Here is a 22,993-nt window from a genome sequence, read left to right on the forward strand (position 1 = left end):
GGGGCCCCGCCACCTGGCGGAGCCCCTCTTCCGTACCTTGAAGGACTACTTCGCGGCAACAACCTGGAGGTTGATCGTCGCGGTGACGTCGTCGTGCAGGCGCACGGAGACACTGTAGTTGCCCGTCGACTTGATGTGGCCCGGCAGCACGACCTTGCGCTTGTCGATGACGCCAAGGCCAGCGGCCTCGACGGCGGAAGCGACGGCCTCGGTGCGGACGGTGCCGAAGAGGCGACCCTCCTTGCCGGCCTTCACCTCAAGACGCACAGGCGTCTTGGCCAGGACAGCAGCCTGCTCCTGAGCGGCCTCAAGCGTCTTGTGGGCCTTCGCGGCGCGAGCCGCGTTGACCGCCTCGACGTGAGCCTCGCCACCACGCGTCCAGCGCAGCGCGTAGCCGCGCGGGTAGAGGTAGTTGCGGGCGTAGCCGTCCTTGACCTCAACAACGTCGCCAGGCGTGCCGAGTCCGGTCACTTCCTGGGTCAGGATGATCTTTGCCATGGTTTTCTAGCTTCCCTTCTCAGCCGCGGCCAGCGCCGGAGTAGGGGAGCAGGGCAACCTCGCGGGCGTTCTTGATCGCCTGGGCGATCTTCCGCTGCTCCTGCACGGTCACGCCGGTCACCCGGCGAGCGCGGATCTTGCCGCGGTCCGAGATGAACTTGCGCAGCAGGGCGACGTCCTTGTAGTCGATGACGGTGATGTCAGCGGCCTTCAAGGGGTTGGACTTTGGTTTGGGCTTGCGGATTTCAGCCTTAGCCATCGTGGAGCTCCTTTTGTCTCGCGGAGCCCGTGGTCAATCCACGGGATGGTAATTGATGTGATGATCAGAAAGGCGGCTCGGAGTCGGGGCCACCGCCCCAACCGCCCGAGTTGCTGACGCCCGGGGTTGCCCACGGATCGTCATTCTGCGCGCCGCCGCTCCAGCCGCCGGAGTTGCCACCCTGGTTCTGAGAACCCTGGTTGCCACCCCAGTTGCCGCCGGAGCCGCCGCCGAAGTTGCCCCCGGCATTCCCGCCGCCGAAGTTGCCTCCGCCGCCGCCGAAGTTCCCGCCCTGGCCGCCGGAGCGCTGGGTGCGGTTCACCTTGGCGGATGCGTAGCGCAGGCTCGGGCCGATCTCGTCGACCTCGAGCTCGATGACGGTGCGCTTCTCGCCTTCCTTGGTCTCGTAAGAACGGCTCTTGAGCCGGCCGCTGACGATCACACGCATGCCCTTGGTCAGGGACTCTGCGACGTTCTCGGCAGCCTCACGCCAGATCGATGCGCGAAGGAAGAGGGTCTCTCCGTCCTTCCACTCGTTCGCCTGGCGATCGAAGGTGCGCGGAGTGGAAGCCACCGTGAAGTTGGCCACGGCGGATCCCGAGGGCGTGAACCGGAGTTCCGGGTCGTTCGTCAGATTGCCGATGACCGTAATCGTGGTTTCGCCTGCCATGCTGCCTCCTGGTCCGTGCCTTAGCGACGTTCTTGCGGGTAAGCGAAGGGGTTGACGCCAAGACTACTTGGCGGACACCTTCTGGTCTTCGGGACGGATGATCTTGGTGCGCATGATCGTCTCGTTGAGGTTCAGCTGACGGTCAAGCTCCTGCGCCGTGGCCGGCTCAGCAGTGAAGTTGACGACAGCGTAGATCGCCTCGTTCTTCTTCTTGATGTCGTAGGCCAGACGACGACGGCCCCAGATGTCCACCTTGTCGACGGTTCCACCGTCGGTGGTGATCACACTGAGGAACTTGTCGAGCGACGGCTGAACGGTGCGCTCGTCGACCTCGGGGTCGATGAGGACCATCAGTTCGTAAGCACGCATGTGTGAACCCACCTCCTTTGGGCTAAGCGGTTGCGGTCTTTCCGCAACAGGAGGTTCAATTGCGTTCGTCCGTGCCGCCCAAAGCCGCCATGACGACGGCCCGGCCGCAGCACAGACTTCACTATGCTACCGGATTCACAGCCCCGGACCCAGCCGAGGCACCCCCTCGCTCCCACACGTTCGACGCTACGCCGGCCGCGCGCCGTCGTCATGCGCCCTTCCTCGCATGTGGACGACACGCCGCGGCGGAAACTGTGGACGGGAATATCAGCCCCCACCAAGCCCCCGGTGCAACGATCGTGGCATGGCCCAGCAAACGCCCAGCCCGATCACCGCCCGCGCGAGAACCGCCCGCCGACGCTTCTGGATCATGGTGGCCGTCGGCATCGTCGTCGCGCTCATCACCGGGTTCTCCAACTCGTGGTGGCACGCCCCCGCCGCGGGCTGGGGAGCCGCTGCGCTCCTCTACGACGTGTGGGTCTGGGCCCGGATCAGCCGCATGGACGCCGCCCAGACGCGCGTGCACGCGCGTGAAGAGGATCCGCGCCGCACCACACGCGACTTCCTCATCCTGTGCGCGAACGCGGCGGCGATCGTCGCAGTCCTCATCGTCATGGTGTCCGGCAATCAGGCGGAGAAGCCACTCAAGATCGCGATCGCCCTCCTCGCGCTGCTCGTCGTCGGGGCGTCATGGCTCATGCTGCACACGCTCTTCACGCTCCGCTACGCCGAGCTCTACTACACCTCGAACCCCGAGGGCGGGATCGAGTTCAACCAGGGCGAGCCTCCGCAGTACACCGACATCGCGTACATGGCGTTCAGCCTCGGCATGACCTACCAAGTCTCGGACACCGCAATCACGAGCCACGCCGTCCGCGCCGAGGCGCTCAAGCACAGCCTCCTCGCCTACGTCTTCGCGACGCTCATCCTCGCGGCGACGATCAACCTTGTCATCGGGCTCGCGAGCTAGGCTCGCCCGCCGGTCAGCCCGCGAAAAAGCGCTCCGCAACCAGCGCGAGCCGCCACGGGTCCAGGACCCCCGCGAGCTCGCGCGCGGAGTGCATCGAGAGCAGCGGAACACCGACGTCGACAGTGCGGATCCCGAGACGGGTCGCCGTGAGCGGGCCGATCGTCGAGCCGCAGGGCACGTCGTTGTTCGAGACGAACTCCTGGTAAGGCACCTCGGCCTCGGCGCACAGGCGCGCCCAGAGTGCGGCGCCCGCGGCGTCCGTCGCGTAGCGCTGCTGGGCGTTGATCTTGAGCAGCGGCCCGCCGTTGAGGACGGGCCGGTTGGCCGGATCGTGCTTCTCGGGGTAGTTCGGGTGGATCGCATGGCCTGCATCCGCGGACACGTGCCACGAGGCGGCAAACGCACGACGGCGCTCGGTCGCCGTTGCGCCGAGACCGTCGCCGATGCGGGCCAGGACATCCTCGAGGAACGGCCCGCACGCACCCGAACGGGTCGAGGAGCCGACCTCCTCGTGGTCGAAGGCCGCGAGCACGGGGATCGCGTCGCCTCCCGAAACCTCGTAGGCCCGGACGAGGGCCGCGAGGCCCGCGTGCACCGACGAGAGGTTGTCCAGCCGCCCCGACGCGAAGAACTCGCCTTCCGCGCCGAACACGGCAGGCTCCTGAGCGTCAGCGACCACGAGGTCATAGCCGCCGACGTCAGCGGGCTTGACGCCCGCAAGCCCCGACAGGAGCCCGAGGAGATCGGCCTCGACGGGGTTCCCGAGCCCCCACACGGGATTCATGTGGCGCTGCCTGTCGAGCGTGAGGCCCTCGTTGACCGCGCGGTCAAGATGGATGGCGAGCTGGGGGAACCGCAGGAGCGGGCCCGTCGCGACGAGGTGCTCGGCGCCGTCGAGCGTGACGAGGCGACCCGCGAGCCGCAGCTCGCGGTCCAGCCACGAATTCAGCATGGGCCCGCCGTAAACCTCTACGCCTGCCTGGAGCCAGCCATGGGCGCCCGTCGTCGGCTTGGGCTTGAGCTTGAACGACGGCGAGTCCGTGTGCGCGCCGAGGATCCGGAACGCCGTGAGCGGCCCAGCGCCGTCGGGAATGACCCACGCGATGAGCGCCCCGTCGCGGATCACCGCGTAGCCGCCAGGCGCCGTCGGCCATTCCCCAGCCTCGGACAGCACGCGGAAGCCGGCCCCCTCGAGCCGCCGGGCGCCTTCGTGCGCCGCGTGGAAGCTCGAGGGCGAGGCCATGACGAAACGGCCGAGGTCGAGGGCATGGCGATGCGCGGCGGTAGGCATGGTCCCGAGTCTAGCCAGCGGCGGCGAACAGCAGCCGGAGCCTCAGCGGCCGTAGCGCTCGACGAAGTTCCGCAGGATCCGCTGCGGCTCGTGCACCTGGGCGCCCCGCGCACGGTCCTTGACGGCCTCGGCCTCCTCGGGCGGGAAATAGCCCGAGTGCCGGTACGCCTCGACGCGGTGCTCGATCCCGCGGAGGTCGAGCTCGGGGTGGAACTGCGTGGCATAGAGGTTGCGGCGGAAGCGGAACATCTGAACGGGGCACGTCGAGGACGCCGCGAGCAGCGCCGCGCTCGAGGGCAGCGTCCGCACGGCCTCCTTGTGGCCCACGTACGCCTCGAACACCGGCTCGAGCCCCTCGCACAGGGGGTCGACGAGCCCCGCAGGCGTCAAGCGGACCTTGACGGCGCCGATCGCCTCGCCGAAACGGCGGTCGACGGCGGCGCCCTCGTGCCGTCCCAGCAGCCCGACCCCGTAGCACGCGCCGAAGAAGGGGAAGTCAGCCGCGACGATCCCGTCGAGGAGCAGGCCGATCTCCGCCTCGACGCGCCGCTGGACCTCAGTCTTCTGCTCCTCCGGGTCCGACGCCGTGAAGGGGCTGCCGCCGAGGATCACCCCCGAATACTCTTCAAGGCGCACCTCGGGAATCGGCCCGGCTTCGGCCCGGAGCCGGTGCAGTTCGCGGGGGGCGAGCCCTCCGTACTCGCAGAAGGCGCGGTACTCGTCATCCGCCACGACGTCATGGTCGCGCGAGGCCAACAGCAGAAACGGCCGCATGCGGCCATTGTGCGCTGGGGCGGGCCAACGCGGTAGGGGCCCGGCGGCGTGCGCTCCAGCCCGTTCGTTCTGCGTCATACGGACTTGGAGATCGTCACGTACTGGCTCAGCCAATACCCCTCGTGGAGCATGCTCCAGTAGAAGAGGGCGCGAGCGGTCCGCCCGTTGCCGTCGGCGAAGTAGTGATCGTAGCCCGCCATGAAATGGATCACGACGGCGCGCACCACCGGGGGCAGGTACACGTCGGGCGCGAGCTTGCCATTGGCGAAATCGCACAGTCGGACGATTATTGATTCCTGTCCGACGGCCCGAGGACGTCCTCTGGAAGTCCCAGGCGTCCGCCGGTCTCACGCGCGATCTGCTCGGAGGCCTTGAGGATCCGGTCAGTGAGGACAAGCCCGAAGGGTTCGCCATCAGACTGAAGGAGACGGAGGTTGCGGCGGCGTGGCTGGCGAGACCACGTCAGAACGGCCCACCAGAGTTCGTGGTCGGCACGTGGTCCCAGAATCTTTCTCCAAGTTTGCTCCAAATAGGATTTGTACTTGGAGAACCCGCCGTCAGTAGTCCGGATTGCTCGGGATCACGAGGCCCGTCTCGTAGCCGTAGACGACGGCCTGCACCCGGTCGCGCAGGTGCAGCTTCGAGAGGATCCTGCGGACGTGGCTCTTGACCGTCGCCTCCGAGAGGTACAGGCGGTGCGCGATCTCGGCGTTGCTGAGCCCCTCGCAGATCGCGCGGAGCACCTCGAGCTCGCGCGGCGTGAGGTCCTGCAGCAGCGGGTCCTGTTGGGCTTCGTGGCGTCCGACGGCGGCGCCCTCCGCCCGCACGTACGTTTCCAGGAGGCGCTGGGTCACCCGCGGGCTTACGACCGCGTCGCCGCTCGCGACGAGCCGCACGGCATGCACGAGTTCGGCGGGCGCAACGTCTTTCAGCAGGAACGCCGACGCCCCGGCCTGAAGCCCCGCGAACGCATACTCGTCGAGGTCGAACGTGGTCAGGATGATGATCCGTGCGGCGGACGGCGAGGCCGCGATGCGGCGAGTGGCCTCGATGCCGTCCATGACCGGCATGCGCACGTCCATGAGGACGACGTCCGGATCGAGGTCTCGGGTGAGCCGGACGGCCTCGACGCCGTCGCCGGCCTCGCCAACCACTTCGATCCCGTCCTCGGATTCGAGGACCATCCGGAACCCGACGCGCAGGAGAGGCTGGTCATCAACGAGCAGAAGCCTCAGCCCCTGATGCTCCGCGCCGTCCGCCATGCCCGATCGTGCCTCCGCGCCCATCAGTCCCCCTCGTTCCAGTGCAGTTCGGCGTCGACGCGCCATCCTCCCCCGGGGCGCGGCCCTGCGTTCAGGACGCCGCCGAAGATCGCGGCCCGCTCCCGCATCCCCGCGATCCCCCCTCCCGTGCCCAGATGGGCGTCGGGACCCTCCGGCGCGGTCCCGCCGTCGTTCTCGACCCGCACGCGCACGGTCCCTCCGTCGCGCGCCACGAGCACCTCCACCCGCCCGACCCCGCGCGCATATCTCAGCACATTCGTGAGCGACTCCTGAATAATCCGATACACGGCGAGACGGAACGCGGCGTCATCCGGGAGGGACTCGCCCTCCTGCGTGAGGATCACCGCGAGGCCCGCGGCCCTGAACCCGTCGACGAGGGTTTGGAGCCCGCCGAGCGCGGGCTCGCGCGTCGCCGTGCCCGCGTCGGCGCGGAGCACGCCGAGCACGCGGCGCATATCCGTAAGCGCTGCACGACCGGTGCTCGAAAGCTCTCCGAGGACGGCCCTTGCGGTCTCGGGATCGCGGTCGAGCGCGCGAGCAGCTCCGTCGCTCAATGCGACCATGACCGTGAGCGAGTGCGCGACGACGTCATGCATCTCGCGTGCGATCCGGTTGCGCTCCTGCACGGACGCGAATTGGGCACGACGCATGGCCCACGCGCGGATCTCGGCCTGATGGACCCGGTTGCCGCGAACGACGATGCCGACGCCAACCGCGACGAGATTGGAGAGGAGTACCGAGACGGACGCGACGAGGCCAATGAAAGGACCGTTGTGTTCGATGAGCGTCTCGGTCGGCCGGTAGGCGAAGGCGAAGTACAGCGTGACGGGCAGGCTCGCCACAACGGCCGCGAGGACCGACCACCCCGTGCGGATCTGCACGGCGACGGCGTAGAGCGCGAACAGGATGGCCGCGCTCGTGCTCCCCAAACTCGGTGTCGCGAAGAGGAACAGCGCGTCCGCAACCGCGATGCCGCCCAGCAGGGCCCACGGCGCCTTGCGCCGCAGCATGAGGGCGAGCTGTTCGACGACAACCAGCGCGAACTGCCACCAATGGGCGCCGCCGGCCGTTTCGATGAACGCGCCGATCGAAAGGATCGAACTCGCGAGGACGACCACTCCGTCCATCGCGACGGGATGCTCGTAGAGATACTGGCGAATGCGTCCGCGTCGGACGGGCGGAACGTAGGCGGCGGATCCGGGCTGTTCCGCCGGGGCCGGGTGCGGGCCTGAGACGACGCGAGGGCCCACCGGCACGGGGCTCGGCGCGGGCGCGGGGCCGGGGCTGGTCTCGGGCGCGCCGACGGGGGACGCGCCGTCCGTTCTCGGCGCACCCCCCGTCGGAGTCAGTGGTGCCATGGCGTCCATTGTGGACCGAGCGTCACACGTCCCGCTGCCTGAGCGTGGTGAACGCGGCACCCAGGAGGACGACGACGTACGCGGCCAGCACGAGCGCGCCCTGCCACGGCTCGAGGTAGCTCGTGTCCAGCGGAGCGCTCGAACCTGCCTGGAATATGGCGTCCGCGGCGTTGGCCGGGACGTACTTGCGCGCCTCCTTGAAGAAGTCGCCCGGGATGAGCTGGAAGATGATCGGCAGGACGAACTGCAACGCCACGAGCGTGACGATCGCCCCAGCCGAGTTCCTCAGGAGGGCCCCCAGGGCGAGGCCCATGAGGGCGACAGCGGCCACGTAGGCGGCGTTGAGCAGCATGAACCGCTGGACGTCCCAGCTGGCCATGTCGAGGTGCAGGCCGTCGTAGTTGCCGAGGATCGGCTGGGCCACGAGGCCGCCGAGGTAGCCGCCCACATAGGTGAGCACAAAGCCGATCACGATCGTGTACACGGCCTTCGCGGTGAGGACCGGCCAGCGCGTCGGCACCGCGGCGAACGTCGCGCGGGACATCCCGGTCGTGAACTCGCCGCTGATCATGAGCACGGCGAGCGACCCGATGATGAGCTGGGAGAACGTCACACCGGCGACAGGCAGGTGCGGGAGGAGCTGCCCGATATTGACTGCCTCCCGGGGGCCGGCGCCACCGCTCTTGAGCGACTGGCTCAGCTGCCCCACACCCCAAGCCTGGAGCGACGCGAATCCGACCATGAGCGCGATCGCGCACAGCAGGAGCACGCGGGTCGAAAGGAGCGAGAGGATCTTGATGCGCTCCGAGTTGAGGACCCGGAAGAAGCTGGGGCCGGGGACGCGTTCCGCCTGAACGGAAGCGTGGCGGTGCGGCTGGACGGCGGTGCTCATCGGGATACCTCCTGGGCCTCGGCGGGGGCGGGCTCGGCGGCGTGCGCGCCACCCGGGTGCCCGGACGCGGCGCCCTCGTCGGAGCGGTACTCGACCTCGTCCTTGGTGAGCTGCATGTACGCCTCCTCAAGAGACGCCTGAAGTGGGGTGAGCTCGTAGACGAGGACGCGGTTGTCGAGCGCGATCTGGGCAATCGAGCGCGAATCGAGGCCGCTCACCTCGAGCACCTCGTGCTCGGGGGCCTGGATCGTCACGCCGGAGCGGGCGAGGAGCCTCGAAAGGTCCTCGGGGCGATCCGTCCGGACGCGTGCGCGCGCCTTGCCCTGGCTCTCGATGACGTCCTGGATCGGCGCGTCCGCGAGGATCTTCCCACGCCCGATCACGATGAGATGGTCTGCGGTCTGTGCCATCTCACTCATGAGGTGGCTCGAGAGGAACACCGTGCGTCCCGTGCTCGCGAGATACTTCACGAGATTCCGCACCCAGACGACGCCCTCGGGATCGAGGCCGTTGACGGGCTCGTCGAGGACCACGACCTGCGGGTCGCCGAGCAGGGCCGCCGCGATGCCGAGCCGCTGCCCCATGCCGAGCGAGAAGCCCTTGACCTTCTTCTTCGCGACGGCACCGAGACCCGTCATCTCGATGACCTCGTGCACACGATTCGCGGGGATCCCGTGGGTCGCCGCGAGGGCGGACAGATGGCTGAATGCCGTTCGGCCCGGATGCACTGCCTTGGCCTCGAGGAGGGCGCCGATCTCACGCAGTGGGGCCTTGTGCTTCGCGTAGGGCGCGCCGTTGACCGTAACGGTCCCCCGGGTGGGAGCGTCGAGGCCCATGATCATGCGCATCGTGGTCGATTTGCCCGCGCCATTCGGGCCGAGGAAGCCCGTGACGCGGCCGGGTTCCACAGTGAATGTGACGCCGTCGACGGCGGTCTTGTCGCCGTAGACCTTGGCCAGGTCGATTGCCTGGATCATGTCGCCTCCTGGGGTAGCTGACGCTTCCACGCTAGGACGGCCGGTGCTCCCGCGCGACGCTCCGCAGGATGATCCTCTGGGGGCGGCATCGTCCTCAAGGACGAGTTGCCTGCCTGAATCTATATATATAGTGTCAGCATGGGAACCTTCCTTCGCCTCACCCCGACCCTGCGGGACGTGCTGCAAGTCCTGCTGGAGGCCGGGGACGAAGTCTGGGGCCTCATGGTCTCCAACCGGGTCGGAAGACCAACCGGCACTATCTATCCGCTGCTTGAGCGCCTCGAGAGGGCAGGCTTGCTCGGATCTCGGTGGGAGAACGCCCCGGAGCGGCCGGGGCCACGCCGTCGCTTGTACGCGCTTCTGCCAGAAGGGCGCGAATGGGCGGAATCCAAACTCGGCCGCACAGGGGCCGACAGTTCTGAGGGGGCACTGTGATGGACAAGAATGAGCGACGGCTCCAGAGGGCAATCCGCCGTTTGCCGCGAGCCGACCGGACCCGCTACGAGGAGGAATGGCGAGCCGATTTAGCCGTCGCAGGGCCCGAGGAGGCCGATCAGGTCAGCCGCGGGGCGCTGGCGATGGCCACCCACCTTCGACTCCGACAAGGAGGCCAATCGCTTCTCGGACAGCTTGGCGCAGGGCCTGCCCTGCTCGGGTGGGGCATCGTCGGGGTCACGGGTACGGCGGCGTTCCTGCTAGGCGGCCCAGTGCTGACGTTCGGCTTGCTGCTGCCGTGTGGAGTCGCGGCGGTCCTCACGCGATCGGGAGTGCACACGCACTGGAGCCATGCCGTCATGGTCGTCAGCCTCCTTGTCGGATCAGCGGCAGCCGCGTTCGTATGGTGGGCCTGGGGGGTTGCGTTCGAGGCAGCTGACGCCTCCCAAGATCCGCCGGCCATCACGAGATGGCAGGGCCTAGGTCTCCTCGTCGTCGTACTGAGTGTCATAAGTTCATCGCGTCGACGGTGTTCGCGGGAATACGCGAGCGACGCCTTCGGCGCAGATGACCTTGCTACGCGGAGAATCGGGCGGTCCAGCCTGAGCCGGGCCGCCCGATCCCTCGCACGCGGGCAGAACCCGTGTCAGTCAAACCATCTTGCGCCGCCCGGATTGCATTGCTGAGCAACGGTCTGGAAGTAACCCACGGATGGCCGCCATTCGTCGAGATTCCATGTCGCCTTCCGCGGGGCACGGACGGCGACAACCTGCTGATGGCAGATGTACTGATCCCGCATCCCAGCAAGATTCGTATCCAGGCCCCGGTATCGGTACTTGCTATAGAGCTCATCCCAGCCGTAGACGCCGACGAGGAAACTACCGGCGTTCCATCGGGCCCAGCCGGTCGGTGCCACTTCCAGGGTCCACCCCTCGGCATGGGACACCCACCGAGCGCTCTGAATGAGGTCGAAACCAAAATAGGGATCCGCCACCACTGGGTACGCTACGTTCGCGCCTCGATGCTCAATGATTTGGGCAAGCCCGTCGGAGCGCACTTCGTAGTGGGTGGCCACCTTCGCCCCGTTGGCGTCTTTCGCCCAAGGGGCACTGAAGCCGCCCAAGACCTTTCCATCGGCTGCAACCACATAGACGGCATCGTGAGATTGGTTCCCAGCGGAAGGCTTGCGCTTTCGGGCATCGCACGCTCGGCGACCAGCTTCGCACCCGTCGGCAGCGTCACACTGTGCTCCACCTTCGTCGGGGCAGACGCGTCTGCAATCACAGTGTGAATACGGAAGCCATCTTCGGTGGGCTGGACGGTTTGGTCAGTGTTCCCGGCCTGGTTGTAGACCACGCTTCCGTTGGGCGCCAGCTTTCCCTTGACCGAATGGTCAGCGCCGGTTCCCACCGCCACAGTGATCAGACCCTTGTCGGTGCGAGTCGTGGCAGCAACCCTGGCGGTTGAATCCCCTGGAATGGACACAGCGACCTCGCCTTGTTTCACAAAAGCGCCATCTCCAATTGGCGTTGCACGCTTCTCGCTGCCCTTTAGCTCGGGCGGAGTTGCCTTCTCGACCTCCCCTGCCACCTTCTGAACGGCTTGATCAGCGCCAACACCAGGTGCAGCAAATGCCGCGGTCGCTGGTATTAACGACACCGCGATAGATAAACTCGCCGACACTGCCAGCTTTATCGATTTCATTCCTTCGACTCCCCCTCAGGTGCGTCATTGGGGCCCACGGCCCCAATAGGCTGGGTTGTCCGCTAGAGGCAGGACTTTCGCAACTTACGGCCCGCTGAGGGCACTCAAGCGCCCAATCCGGCCAAGATCCGTGCCGCTGGGGTGTCTAACAGGTCCCAATCCGTGGCGACGAGGCCCCACACGCCAGTTACTCAGAGGCCCAGTGAGGCAGAGCCTCAGTGCGCCGCGCCCGGCGCGCGGGCGGAATCGCACGTTCAGAGTCACGCGGCGTCATCCATGGCCTAGACTCCGCGGCCGCACAGCGAACGCATAGGATCCACCCCTACATTCCTGTCGTGAACCGAAAGACCCTCGTCATCAACTCCGCCCTTGGGGCCGCCGCGCTCCTGTTGGCAGGGGGCACGTACGTGACCATCACGGCCACGGCAAGGCCGGCGAGCACCGTCACGGCGAGGACCTTCGCCGTGAGCCGGGCGAGCCTGCAGGCCACCGCCACCGCGTCTGGAAATGTCTCGTCCGCGACGACGACGGCCGTCGGTCCCGGGAACTGCTCGGGGCCCGTCACCGCGGTCAAAGTGAGCCTCGGGCAGCCCGTCAAGGCGGGCCAGGAACTCGTGGACATCGATCCGACCAACCAGCAGAACGCGGTCGACTCGGCACAGGCCGCCCTGGATTCCGCCGTCGCCCAGGCGGGGCAGCAGGCCGCCCAGTCAGCCAACTCGGTTTCACAGGCCCAGCAGCAGCTCACGAACGCCCAGCAGACCCAGGCCCTCGACGCCCAGCAGCAGGCGAACGCCGTCTCAACCGCCCAGAAGCAGGTCGATGCCGACCAGGCCACGGTCAATTCCGCCCAGGCGACCGCGAACGCGAACCCCAGCAACACCCAGGACGCGAACGCCCTGACCGCCGCGCAGGCCCAGCTCGCAAAGGACCAGCAGGGGCTCACCCAGGCCCAGAACCAGCAGCAGTCCTCCGCGCTCAAGGACCAGCAGCAGCTCTCGTCCGCACAGGTCTCGCTCAACTCCGCGCAGAATTCGCAGGCGAACGCCGCGCCGAGCAACACGACGTCCGCGAAGATCACCCTTCAGACGGCCCAGAAGAACCTCGCCGACTGCACGGTCAAGGCACCGGCTGACGGCACCGTGACGGCGATCGGCGCGGTCGTCGGCGCAAACGCAGGAAGCACAGGAAGCACGGGGTCGTCGTCGAGCGGCTCAAGCGGCTCCGGCGCAGCCGGGGGGAGCTCGAACTCCTCGGCGAGCTCTTCGTCGTCGTCCTCCGGGCTCGTGACGCTCACGGACACAGCGCACCTGCAGGTCGTCGCGGGCTTCTCCGAGTCGGACGTCGCGTCGATGAAGGTGGGCCAGGCCGCGACGTTCGCGTTCCCGGCCGTCAAGGCTGACGCCAACGCCGCGGCCATCACCGGCACGGTGACCTCCATCGCGGCAACCTCGACGACGACCAACGGCGTCGTGACATACTCCGTCACCGTGTCGATCGCGAACCCGCCCGCGGCCGTGCGCCTCGGCGAGAGCGCGAACATCGCGGTCACGACGTCCACCGCGGACAACGCGCTCATTGTCCCGACCCTCGCCATCACGACGGCGGGCAGCCGCCAGACCGTGACGGTCCAGCGGAACGGCGCCCAGCAGGCCGTCGTGATCACGACCGGCATCACGGCCAACGGCCGCACCGAGGTCCTCACGGGCCTGAGCGACGGCGACCAGGTGGTGCTCCCGAGCGTCACGACGAGCACCGACACGAGCACGCAGAACACGCGCGGCCTCCTCGGCGGGGGCGGCGGGGGCGGCGGGGGCGGCTTCGGAGGTGGCGGTTTTGGCGGCGGTGGCGCTGGCAACAACGGCTCCGGCACGCGAGGGGGCTAGGGTGGCAGCGCCAACACCCGCTCCGGCACCTGAGTACTGGGCCGCACCGCCAGCCCCGCATCGGCGGCCCCGGCCCGTCATCGCCCTCAACGCCATCCACAAGGTCTACGGGCAGGGCGAGGCCGAGGTCCGCGCGCTCGACGGCGTGAGCCTCACCATCGAGCGCGGCGAGTTCGTCGCGATCGTCGGGGCCTCCGGCTCGGGCAAGTCCACGATGATGAACATCATCGGCTGCCTCGACGCCCCGACCTCGGGCCGCTACTTCATGGACGGCATCGAAACCGGCGAGCTCGACGAATTCCAGCTCGCCCAGATCCGCAACCGCAAGATCGGCTTCGTGTTCCAGTCCTTCAACCTCATCCCTAGGACGCGCGCCGTCGACAACGTGGCGATGCCCCTCGCGTACCGCAAGGTGCACCGCCGCGAGCGGCACACCCTCGCGCTCGAGGCGCTCGACGCCGTCGGCCTCTCGACGCGCGCCGGGCACCTGCCCTCGCAGCTGTCGGGGGGCCAGCAGCAGCGCGTCGCGATCGCGCGGGCGCTCGTCACCGAGCCTGTGCTCCTTCTCGCGGACGAGCCCACGGGCGCGCTCGACACGCATTCGTCCGAGGAGATCCTCGACCTTTTCGAGGCGCTGCACGCGCGCGGGCGCACGATCGTCATGATCACGCACGAGCCCGAGGTTGCGGCCCGCGCCGAGCGGGTGGTGCGCATGCAGGACGGCCACATCGTCTCCGACACCGCGCAGACCGCCTACCACCACTTGGCGGGAGGAGCGCGATGATCGTCGAGGCGGTCCGCTTCGCCCTCTCGGGCATCTCCGCGAACAAAATGCGATCGGTCCTCACGACCCTCGGCATCGTGATCGGCATCAGCGCCGTCATCACGCTCCTCGCCGTGGGCGCAGGGACGTCGAACATGATCAAGGACCAGATCGGCAAGCTCGGAACGAACGTCCTGACGGTGAACCGCGCGATCGGGACCGGCGGCCGGACAACCGGCGGGAGCGCGACGGGCACCCGCACGCAGTCCACGAACCTCACGCTCGCCGACCAGCACTCGCTCGAGGATCCCATCCTCGCCCCGGACATCGCCACGACCGCGCCCGTCGTCCAGACCCAGTCCGTGACGGCGACGCTCGGCTCGTCCACGCACTCGATCACGTCCACGCTCGGCACCTCGCCCTCGTACTTCGGGATCACGAACTTCACGATCGCCGTCGGGCGGCTCCTCGACGACGCGGACGCCGGCCAGCCCGTCGTCGTCCTCGGCAACAGCGTGGCCATCGATCTCGCATCGAATGTCTCAACGCTCGTGGGTCAGACGGTCTCGCTCAACGGGCAGAACTTCACGGTCGCAGGGGTCCTTGCGCCCAAGGGGACGAGCGGCCTCAACGACCCGGACGACGTCGCGATGGTCTCGTACGCGACCGCCCAGGACAAGTTCACGGGCTACTCGCCGAGCCTCTCCTCGATCCAGGTGCAGGCGAAGAGCGCGGACGTCATGACGCAGGCCCAGAACGAGATCCAGCAGATCCTCGACGCGCGCCACAACGTCACGAGCGCGAACCGGGACTACCAGGTCCGCAACCAGGCCCAGGTCCTCTCGACAGCGACGACCACGACGCAGACGCTCACGATCCTGTTGAGCGCCGTCGCCGGGATCAGCCTCCTCGTCGGCGGAATCGGCGTCATGAACATCATGCTCGTGACGGTGACCGAGCGGACCCGCGAGATCGGCATCCGCAAGGCCATCGGCGCGACGCGGGGGAACATCGTGATGCAGTTCCTCATCGAGTCGCTCATCATCTCGATCCTCGGCGGCATCGTGGGGATCGTGATCGGCTTCGGCGCCTCGAGCTTCACGATTGCCGGGATCCACCCCGAGGTGCAGTGGTGGACGGTGTGGCTGAGCGTGCTGGTCTCGGCGGGCATCGGCCTCGTCTTCGGCATCTATCCGGCCAACAAGGCCGCGAAACTCCGTCCCATCGACGCCCTCCGCTACGAATAGGCCCACCCATGAGAGAGCCGCACATGCCTGACCGCACCGAATTGGAGCGCACCTCTGAATCGGAACGCACCGCCGTCTACGCCCGCGGCGCCGCGCCGACCGAGTCCTTCGAGGCCGCCTCCGCAGCCGAACCCGCTGCACCCGGGTGGGGCGCACCCGCCTGGGGTGCGCCTCAGCCGACCGCAGCGAACGACGGCGACGCTCCGGCCGCCGTCGGCCATCCTGCCGCGGTGCCCGCCGAGGAGTATGCCGCACAGGGGTACGGCGCACCGGAGGACGACGAGCCCTTCGTCCCCGCGCCCCGGTACCGCATGACGCGGTTCACCAAGTTGCTCGTCTGCGCATGCCTGGTCCTCGCGGGCGCCTTGGGCGGCGCCGCGATCCAGAAGGTCGTCGACACGGGCAACGGAACGCGCGGGAATGTCTCCCAGTTCGTGCCGGGCACGGGAACCGGCGGCACAGGTGGCGCTGGAGGCACCGGCGGGTTCGGCAGGAACCGCGCGAGCCAGAGCCCCGGGGCGACGGCTCCGGCCTCGCCCGGCGCTTCTGCGCCCGCGGCGGGCGGTAACTGACACCGCAGATCCCAGTCAGGCCCGACGCCGGATTCCCGTCGGCGCCGCTTCACTACGTACAGTAGAACTCGGATCGGCGGCTCCAGATCCCGGGCGAAGCGACGGAAGGCGGTGCGGGCATGCGTGCACTCTTCAGGCTCTCGCGCGCCGTAGCCGTCGGGGGCATGACCGTGTTCCTCGCCGCGTGCGCCCACGTCGCCGCGGGCGGAACGCTGCCGCACCCGCTTCTGATCGCTGGAATCCTCGCCCTCGTACTCGTGCCGGTCATCGCCCTTTCGCGGAGGAAGATCTCGGCTCCCGCGATGCTAGGGGTCCTCGCGACGGGCCAGATCGCCCTGCATGAGGCGTTCGGCGCGCTGTCCGTCTCCGCGTCGAGCCTTCCGGTGCTCTCGCCGGCCGCGGGGCACGTGCATGTTCTCGGGATCGCGCAGGCCGGCGCCGCGAGCACGGCCGCAAGCCATGTCCACGCCGACGGCATCCTCATGCTGTCCGCCCACGCGCTCGCGACGCTCCTGACGGGGATCGTGCTCGCGCGGGGCGAGGCCGCACTGTGGGCCCTGCTCGCGTGGCTCCGCCCCCTCGTCAGGGTCCTCGCCGACGTCGTCCCTCACCCCCTCCCCGTTCTGCCGGCCCTCGTCGTCGAGGTTCTCCCGCGGTCGCCCGCCGGCATCAGGACTCCCGCGCGGCGCGGACCGCCGCAGGCCTTCACCGCCGTCTGAGACGGCATCCGCCACCCCGCACCCGCGGGTTCCCCCCACCCTGCGACCGGGCCCTCGCCCGGCAACCCAGAAGGCCTTCATCATGACTGCAACCCTCCGCCGTACCCTCATGTCCCTTGGCACCGCTGCCGCGACCGCTGCCCTCGTCGCGCTCGGCGCCACCGCCGCTTCCGCGCACGTCACCGTGAATCCGGATGACACCGGCGCCAACGGCTACACGCACCTCACGTTCAACATGCCGAGCGAGTCGGCGACCGCGAAGACCGTCAAGCTCGAGGTCAAGCTACCCACTGACACGCCGTTCACGTCAGTTTCGGTCAAGCCCGTCGAGGGCTGGACCGCGCAGGTCGTGACGGGACCGCTGCCCCAGCCCGTCACGATGGGCGGCTCGACCGTCACCAAGGCGCCGCTCGAGGTCGTGTGGACGGCGAACGACGAGGCTCACCAGATCGGGCCGAACCAGTACCAGTCGTTCTCGCTCTCGGTCGGCAGGCTCCCGGCCGCGGGCACCAAGGTGGTCCTTCCGGCGACCCAGACGTACACGGACGGCGCCGTCGTCGAATGGAACGAAACCGCCGAAGAGGGCCAGCCCGAGCCCAAGCACCCCGCGCCGTCGTTCACGACGACGGCGGCCGACGACGCCGCGCCCGCGACGGCGAGGCCAAGCGGGACCCCGGCCACGACGGCCGCCGCCGCTCCGGCGGCGCAGACAACCGACGCGACCGGCGTGTGGGGCATCGTCCTCGGCGCGATCGGGGCCGCGCTCGCCGCGACGGCGCTCGGCCTGGTCCTGACACGTCGCGACAAGGCCGCCAAGTAAGCATCATGGAGGTGGCCGGGCGCACCCCCGGCCACCTCTCCAGAGAAAAGTGATCATGCGAATTCTGAGGATCCTTGCCCGCGCCGCGGCGGCCGCCGCCGCGGCTGCCGCCCTCGCGATGCCGGGCCCCGCTGCCCTGGCCCACGACGTCATCGAATCGACCAGCCCGGCGAACGGCTCGACCGTCGCGGCCGTGCCCGCTGCCGTGGAGCTCACGTTCGACCACACTCCCATCGCGATCGGCACGAAGGTCGTCGTCAAGGACCCCTCGGGCACTGACGTGGCATCGGGCGAGGCAAACGTCGTCGACAACACCGTGACCCAGGCCATCAAGCCCGGCGCCCCGGCCGGCCTCTATACCGTCACGTGGCGCGTCGTATCCTCGGACTCCCACCCGATCGAGGGCACCTTCACGTTCACCGCGCAGGCTGTGGGCGGGGGGTCCGGCAGCGGCGGCACGACGGGAGGTGCCGCCCCGCCGTCGTCCGCCTCGGCACTGGCGACGGCCGACGGCGACCACGAGTCAGTCAGTGCGGGCGTGCCCTGGTGGGTCGTTGCGGGAGGCGCGGCCGTGGTGCTCGCGATCGCCGCGCTGGCTTGGGGCGTGCGGCGCGCGGTGACGCGCGCGCAGACGGAAGACTGAACCGAAGCTGGGAATGAACTGGTAATCCTGAATGCCATCTTGCGCCTCGCCGCTGTTGTCTGCGACCCTCTGAAAGCTGTCTAATAACATAACCTGTCAACTTTGTTAAACAGCTGCGAGCCGAGGAGACATCACTTGAAACGCAAATTCTTTGCGCTGGCGGGCTCGACCCTCCTGCTCTCAACGGGCCTCGCGGCCATGTCGACGCCGTCGTGGGCCTCGTCTCTCGACGTCTCCGTGAACGTCGGGCAGTCGGTCGCCGTCAAGGCGGGCCATCTTACGGACGTCACGATCGGCAGCTCGATCAAGGTGTGCACGGACCTCGTCCCCGGCGAGGCCGCGTGCACGGCACGCCAAGCGGCCGACCTCAATGGCCACCCGGTCTCGAACGCCGTCTCTCCCCCCAGCACGGCGCTCACCCCGAGCCAGCTCCGCGCCGCCTACAATCTCACGGGGTCCTCGTCCGGCGGGCGCACGGTCGCGATCGTCGACGCGTACGGCTACCCGAACCTCGCGAGCGATCTGGCGACGTTCCGCTCCCAGTTCGGCCTCCCCGCCTGCACCGTCGCGAGCGGCTGCCTGCGCATCATCAACCAGACCGGCGGCACCAAGCTGCCCAGGTTCAGCCTCGGCTGGGCGCAGGAGCAGGCGCTCGACGTCGACGCCGTCTCCGCCGCATGTCCGGACTGCAAGATCGTGGTCGTCCAGGCGAACACGGCTTCGTTCACGGATCTCGGCACGGCGGTGCAGACAGCGGCGAAGCAGGCCGGCGTCGTCGCGATCTCGAACAGCTACGGCGGCTCAGACGCCTCCGACGCGACGTACGGGAAGTACTACAACTTCCCGGGCATCGCCGTCACCGCGAGCGCTGGCGACAGCGGCTACAAGGGCGGCTCGTACCCGGCCGATTCGAGCTACGTGACGGCCGTGGGCGGCACGTCGCTCGTGAGTGCCCCGGGCACCCCGCGCGGATGGTCCGAGTCCGTCTGGAGCGGCACGGGCTCCGGATGCTCGGCCTACAACACGGCCCTCGCGGCCGCGAGCACGTACAACACGGGCTGCACGAAGCGCGCGATGAACGACGTCTCCGCCGCCTCGGACCCAAACAACGGCGGGCTGGCCGTCTACTACCCGACGTCGAGCTCGTCCTCGACGTGGGGCCAGTTCGGCGGCACGAGCGAGGCCTCGCCGATCATCGCGTCCGTCTACGCACTGAGCGGCAACACGGGCTCGAAGGGAATCAACGGAACCGGCGTCGTGTACGCCAACTCGCTTCCGTACCTCACGCCGGCGGGGCTGAACGACGTGACGTCCGGGAGCAACGGCTCATGCCCGACTGCCCAGTGGTGCAGCGCCGAGATCGGGTGGGACGGGCCGACGGGCCTCGGAACGCCGAACGGTACCCTCTCGTTCTGAGCGGCTAGGTTCAAGGGTCAGGTTCCGCGGGTGAGAACCCCGCGGAACCTGACCCTTTGACGTTACGGCTTCCGCGTGGCGCCCGCGAGGATGAGCGCGACGACGATCGGCACGAGAATCGCGAGGAGCGCCGGGCGCAGCCCCACGTGGTCGCCGAGGAAGCCGAGGAAGGGCGGACCCGCGAGGAACGCGATGTACCCGATCGTCGAGACCACAGAAACGCGGGCGGCGGCGTGTCGCGGATCGTCCGACGCGGCGGACATGCCCATGGGGAACGCGAGCGCCGCGCCGAGGCCCCAGAACACCGCGCCGACGAACGAGAGCCAATAGGTTCCCGCGAGTGCATACACGGTAAGGCCCACGAGCGCCGAGACCATGCTGAGCCTGAGCGCCGTCACCCGCCCGATGCGGTCGATGATCGCCCCGCCGAACCAGCGTGCCGCGGTCATGGCACCCACGAACACCGCGAACAGGGCCGCCCCCGCGGCTTCGCTCGTCTGGAGCCCGTCGACGACGCCCTTCGAGATCCAGTCGTTGCCGGCGCCTTCCGTGAGCGTCGCCCCGAGCACGACGACGCCGATGAGCAGCGTGCGCGGGTGCGTCCAGGCGGCGAGCGCCCCGCCGGGCTCGCGGTCCGCGTGAGCCGGGGAGACGCCGTCGTCCGCCGCACCGCTCACGGCGGCCTCGTGCATGGAAAGCGGGAGGAAGTGCCGCGGAACGACCGCCATGATGACGAGGACGGCCACCATGATCGCCGCGAGGTGCAGCGGAAGCGGCACTCCAAGCGCGCTCAGGGCCGCGCCGACGAGCGCGCCGAGCACGGCCCCGCCGCTGAAGCCCGCGTGGAACTGCGGCATGATCGTGCGGCCAAGGCGATGCTCGACGTCCGCACCCTCGATGTTCTGCCCGACGTCCCAAAGGGCGATTCCGACGCCGAACACGGCGAGCCCCGCGGCGACGACCACGACCGACTCCACGAGCAGGCCAACGGCCAGGGTTCCACCAGCGGCCACCGCGAGAAGACCCCCGAGCCGCACCGTACGGACGATCCCGATGCGCCCCGAGATGGGCCCGACGAGGGGCATCGAGCACAGCGAGCCGATCGCGCCGACGAGCAGCACAAGCCCCATCTCTCCGGTCGAGAGGCCGAGCGTCCCCGTGACCGCCGGAATGCGCGCAGCCCAGCTCGCGAAGATGAATCCGTTCGTCGCGAAGATGACGAACGTCGCGATCGCGGCCCGGCGGACGACGGCGCGCGGCGGCGCGGTCTCGGTCCCTGCCGTGTCCGAGGGGTCCTGAGGCAGGGTCATTGGGCTGCCTTCGTGAGGAAGGTCGTGAGGAGCGGGCCCGAGACCGTGGCGCCGAGGCCGCCCTCATCGACGAAGACGGCGACCGCGAGGTCACCGTGGATCCCGATGATCCACGCGTGGGTCTTGGGCGGGTTGTCGCTCCCGAACTCGGCCGTTCCGGTCTTCGCACCGACCGGCGCGCCGGGCACCGAGAGCAGGAAGCCCGCGTGCCCGCTCGTGACGACGGCGCGCATCATGTCCTGCAAGGTGCTCGCCTCGGCCTGGGAGATCGGTTTGCCGACGGGCTCCTTGGCGGTCGGGGAGGCCGTCGCGCCCGGGGTGGCGGAGCTGCCCGCGGCGGGCTCATCGTGCTCGCCCACGCTCAGCACGAGCCGGGGGGAGACCCGGTCTCCCTTCGCGACCGACGCCGCCATGACCGCAGCCGCCAGCGGAGAGAAGAGGACCTTGCCCTGACCGATCATCGAGGCGGCGTGCTCGGTCGATCCCGCCTGGTCCGGGACTGATCCGAGGAAGGCGTCCGCCCCGAGGAGCGGCGCGTCGACGCCGACGCCGAGGGACGTCGCGGTCGCGGCCAGCTGCTCCTGCGAGACCTTGTCGCGCTGCGAGATGAACGCCGTGTTGCACGAGTGCGCGTAGGCGTCGCGGAGCGGGATCGTGCCGAGGTGGGCCGCGGGGTAGCCCGTCGCGTTCTGGAACGTCTTGCCGTCCACCGTGAGCGTCGGGGTGCACTCGACGGGCAGCTCGGGCGTTGCGCCCTGGCGCAGGAGCGCGAGGGAGTCGACCGTCTTGAAGATCGAGCCGGGGGCGTACTGCCCGAGCATCGCCGTGTTGTAGCCCTTGCTTCCGGGGCCGCTCGCGGCCGCGAGCACCGCGCCGTCGGACGGGCGGATCGCGACGATCGCCGAGGCCGGGCCGACGGCTGCGAGCGTATCGTCGGCGAGCTGCTGGAGCCGCGGGTCGATCGTGGTCCGAACGGGAGTACCCGGCTCGGGGGCCGCCTCGAAGACGGAGCGCTTGGCGGAGCCCGAGGGAGAGGGCGACGGCGCCGCCTTCCCCGCGCTCGGAGCTGCGGATGCGCTGGGCTGCCCCGAGCCGCCAGAGCGGACGGCGAAGACGGTCACGCCCTCCTTGCCGCGCAGCTCGTTGTCGTATTTCTCCTCGAGTCCGCCCGTTCCCGTGAGATCGCCTGCGCTGAGCTCGCCACCGGACTTCTGGATCTGCTCGGCCGTGGCCTGGCCGACGGTTCCGAGCACGGCCCGGCCGAACGCCTTCGTGGGGGCGAGCGGGAGGGTGTCGGCGATCGCCACCGCACCTGGCACAGCCGTGATCTGGGCGCTCGTGGGCGTGCGGTCGGGGGTGTCGCGCAGCACGATGGCCTCGACGAACGCCTTCTCGCCCGCGGCCGCGACCTGTTTGGCGTAGTCGGAAGGGTCGAGGCCCACGAGGGCTGCGAGGGCACGGGCCGAGGAGTCCTGGAGATCCTTGGTGACCTTCGTCTTGTCGATGCCCACGCGCACCACCGGACGCTCCGTCACGAGCTTCGCGTCGCCCGCCCCGATGATGTCGCCGCGCGCCGGGGTTGTCGTCTGCGCCACGAGGACTTCGCCGTCCTGGAGCCCCGGGGCGAGCAGGCCAGGCGCCCAGCGCACGGCCCAGTGCCCACCGTCCTGGGCGACCTGCGCCGTCGTCGTGTATTTCCACTCGCGGCCCGCGAGTTCCCAGCGGAAGTCGAGCGGCACGGTCGTCGTGCCGCTGGAGGTCGCCGCGTGCCCGGCCGTCACCGCGGGCCTGACGTCTCCGAGGCCCTCGACCACGGCCTTGAGCTGGGTCTGGGCGGCACCCGGATCCGATCCGGTGATCGGCGCCTGGCTCACGTCGAGCGCGGAGAGCGCCTTCGAGAGCTGATCGGCGGCCTGCTGAGCCGCGGCCTGCGATCCATCGTCACAGGCCGCGAGAGCGGCACCCAAGAGCGCGGCGGAGAGGACAAAAGTGACAGTACGGAGGTTCCCCACTGCCCCAGCCTACGCATTTCCAGTACTGCGACCTAGGCGGCCGCGTGGAGTCGAGGCAATTACTCCGGTCGATGGCCTAAGACCCGCGCGCAGGCTACCCGGGATCACAGGGCTGCCTCCGTGAT

General features: G+C 69.0%; 24 protein-coding genes. 10 read left to right on the plus strand and 14 right to left on the minus strand.

Annotated features, from left to right (window positions below; genetic code table 11):
• Positions 1-45: 45 nt before the first annotated feature.
• The 4 genes from rplI to rpsF all read right to left on the minus strand — a co-directional run bounded on the left by rplI (position 46) and on the right by rpsF (position 1,796).
• On the minus strand, positions 46-498 hold the full coding sequence (gene rplI / locus SPF06_RS12325) for a 50S ribosomal protein L9 (protein WP_323279370.1): 453 nt from the start codon (positions 496-498) through the stop codon (positions 46-48).
• A gap of 19 nt (positions 499-517) precedes the next feature.
• The gene (gene rpsR / locus SPF06_RS12330; protein WP_010144869.1) at positions 518-757 is read right to left on the minus strand and encodes a 30S ribosomal protein S18; all 240 of its coding nucleotides are present in this window, start codon (positions 755-757) and stop codon (positions 518-520) included.
• A gap of 64 nt (positions 758-821) precedes the next feature.
• Positions 822-1,427: a single-stranded DNA-binding protein gene (locus tag SPF06_RS12335; RefSeq protein ID WP_323279371.1), complete on the minus strand. Its 606-nt coding sequence runs from the start codon at positions 1,425-1,427 to the stop codon at positions 822-824.
• Between the two features lie 63 nt (positions 1,428-1,490).
• Positions 1,491-1,796, minus strand: a complete 306-nt coding sequence (rpsF, locus tag SPF06_RS12340) for a 30S ribosomal protein S6 (RefSeq protein ID WP_323279372.1) — start codon at positions 1,794-1,796, stop codon at positions 1,491-1,493.
• Positions 1,797-2,100: 304 nt separating this feature from the next.
• On the opposite strand from rpsF, the gene SPF06_RS12345 reads away from it, so the two are divergent.
• Positions 2,101-2,766, plus strand: a complete 666-nt coding sequence (locus SPF06_RS12345) for a DUF1345 domain-containing protein (protein ID WP_323279373.1) — start codon at positions 2,101-2,103, stop codon at positions 2,764-2,766.
• 13 nt (positions 2,767-2,779) lie between these two features.
• On the opposite strand, the gene SPF06_RS12350 is transcribed toward SPF06_RS12345, so the two are convergent.
• The 7 genes from SPF06_RS12350 to SPF06_RS12380 form a co-directional block, all read right to left on the minus strand.
• Positions 2,780-4,057 carry a M18 family aminopeptidase gene (locus SPF06_RS12350; protein WP_323279374.1) on the minus strand — a complete coding sequence of 426 codons (1,278 nt, stop codon included), beginning with the start codon at positions 4,055-4,057 and terminating at the stop codon, positions 2,780-2,782.
• Between the two features lie 42 nt (positions 4,058-4,099).
• Complete coding sequence (locus SPF06_RS12355) at positions 4,100-4,831, minus strand: glutamine amidotransferase (protein ID WP_323279375.1); 732 nt, start codon at positions 4,829-4,831, stop codon at positions 4,100-4,102.
• Positions 4,832-4,905: 74 nt separating this feature from the next.
• Positions 4,906-5,073, minus strand: a complete 168-nt coding sequence (locus tag SPF06_RS12360) for a Fic family protein (protein ID WP_323279376.1) — start codon at positions 5,071-5,073, stop codon at positions 4,906-4,908.
• A gap of 315 nt (positions 5,074-5,388) precedes the next feature.
• On the minus strand, positions 5,389-6,117 hold the full coding sequence (locus SPF06_RS12365; RefSeq protein ID WP_323279377.1) for a response regulator transcription factor: 729 nt from the start codon (positions 6,115-6,117) through the stop codon (positions 5,389-5,391).
• Entirely contained in the window at positions 6,117-7,472 is a 1,356-nt protein-coding gene (locus SPF06_RS12370) for a histidine kinase (RefSeq protein ID WP_323279378.1), read from the minus strand. The genes SPF06_RS12365 and SPF06_RS12370 overlap by 1 nt, the downstream gene beginning before the upstream one ends.
• Positions 7,473-7,494: 22 nt before the next feature.
• A complete protein-coding gene (locus tag SPF06_RS12375; RefSeq protein WP_323279379.1) occupies positions 7,495-8,364 on the minus strand; it encodes an ABC transporter permease subunit in 870 nt (289 codons plus the stop codon).
• Positions 8,361-9,341 carry an ABC transporter ATP-binding protein gene (locus SPF06_RS12380; RefSeq protein WP_323279380.1) on the minus strand — a complete coding sequence of 327 codons (981 nt, stop codon included), beginning with the start codon at positions 9,339-9,341 and terminating at the stop codon, positions 8,361-8,363. Before SPF06_RS12380 ends, SPF06_RS12375 begins: the two co-directional genes overlap by 4 nt.
• A gap of 222 nt (positions 9,342-9,563) precedes the next feature.
• Here SPF06_RS12380 and SPF06_RS12385 point away from each other — a divergent pair, with 222 nt between their 5' ends.
• Positions 9,564-9,776 carry a PadR family transcriptional regulator gene (locus tag SPF06_RS12385; protein ID WP_323279521.1) on the plus strand — a complete coding sequence of 71 codons (213 nt, stop codon included), beginning with the start codon at positions 9,564-9,566 and terminating at the stop codon, positions 9,774-9,776.
• Between the two features lie 646 nt (positions 9,777-10,422).
• Here the strand turns inward: SPF06_RS12385 and SPF06_RS12390 are convergent.
• Complete coding sequence (locus SPF06_RS12390) at positions 10,423-10,899, minus strand: DUF2599 domain-containing protein (RefSeq protein WP_323279381.1); 477 nt, start codon at positions 10,897-10,899, stop codon at positions 10,423-10,425.
• A 916-nt stretch (positions 10,900-11,815) separates the two neighbouring features.
• Between SPF06_RS12390 and SPF06_RS12395 the strand changes: the two genes are divergently transcribed.
• The 8 genes from SPF06_RS12395 to SPF06_RS12430 all read left to right on the plus strand — a co-directional run bounded on the left by SPF06_RS12395 (position 11,816) and on the right by SPF06_RS12430 (position 19,546).
• Positions 11,816-13,366, plus strand: coding sequence for an efflux RND transporter periplasmic adaptor subunit (locus tag SPF06_RS12395; RefSeq protein WP_323279382.1), 1,551 nt, complete (start codon positions 11,816-11,818; stop codon positions 13,364-13,366).
• 1 nt (position 13,367) lies between these two features.
• The gene (locus SPF06_RS12400) at positions 13,368-14,150 is read left to right on the plus strand and encodes an ABC transporter ATP-binding protein (protein WP_323279383.1); all 783 of its coding nucleotides are present in this window, start codon (positions 13,368-13,370) and stop codon (positions 14,148-14,150) included.
• Positions 14,147-15,376 (plus strand): ABC transporter permease, encoded by a 1,230-nt coding sequence (locus SPF06_RS12405; RefSeq protein ID WP_323279384.1) that lies wholly within the window; start codon positions 14,147-14,149, stop codon positions 15,374-15,376. The genes SPF06_RS12400 and SPF06_RS12405 overlap by 4 nt, the downstream gene beginning before the upstream one ends.
• Before the next feature lie 23 nt (positions 15,377-15,399).
• Positions 15,400-15,948: a hypothetical protein gene (locus SPF06_RS12410; protein ID WP_323279385.1), complete on the plus strand. Its 549-nt coding sequence runs from the start codon at positions 15,400-15,402 to the stop codon at positions 15,946-15,948.
• A gap of 119 nt (positions 15,949-16,067) precedes the next feature.
• Positions 16,068-16,667 (plus strand): hypothetical protein, encoded by a 600-nt coding sequence (locus SPF06_RS12415; protein WP_323279386.1) that lies wholly within the window; start codon positions 16,068-16,070, stop codon positions 16,665-16,667.
• Positions 16,668-16,749: 82 nt separating this feature from the next.
• Positions 16,750-17,487, plus strand: coding sequence for a YcnI family copper-binding membrane protein (locus SPF06_RS12420; RefSeq protein ID WP_323279387.1), 738 nt, complete (start codon positions 16,750-16,752; stop codon positions 17,485-17,487).
• 55 nt (positions 17,488-17,542) lie between these two features.
• Positions 17,543-18,130, plus strand: a complete 588-nt coding sequence (locus tag SPF06_RS12425) for a copper resistance CopC family protein (protein ID WP_323279388.1) — start codon at positions 17,543-17,545, stop codon at positions 18,128-18,130.
• 135 nt (positions 18,131-18,265) lie between these two features.
• On the plus strand, positions 18,266-19,546 hold the full coding sequence (locus tag SPF06_RS12430; protein ID WP_323279389.1) for a S53 family peptidase: 1,281 nt from the start codon (positions 18,266-18,268) through the stop codon (positions 19,544-19,546).
• Between the two features lie 62 nt (positions 19,547-19,608).
• Here the strand turns inward: SPF06_RS12430 and SPF06_RS12435 are convergent, their stop codons facing one another.
• Both SPF06_RS12435 and SPF06_RS12440 read right to left on the minus strand, forming a co-directional pair.
• Positions 19,609-20,856 (minus strand): MFS transporter, encoded by a 1,248-nt coding sequence (locus SPF06_RS12435; protein ID WP_323279390.1) that lies wholly within the window; start codon positions 20,854-20,856, stop codon positions 19,609-19,611.
• Positions 20,853-22,868: a penicillin-binding transpeptidase domain-containing protein gene (locus SPF06_RS12440; protein WP_323279391.1), complete on the minus strand. Its 2,016-nt coding sequence runs from the start codon at positions 22,866-22,868 to the stop codon at positions 20,853-20,855. Before SPF06_RS12440 ends, SPF06_RS12435 begins: the two co-directional genes overlap by 4 nt.
• Positions 22,869-22,993 lie beyond the last annotated feature (125 nt).

It is taken from the genome of Sinomonas terricola (assembly GCF_034931225.1).
GTDB classification, from domain to species: domain Bacteria; phylum Actinomycetota; class Actinomycetes; order Actinomycetales; family Micrococcaceae; genus Sinomonas; species Sinomonas terricola.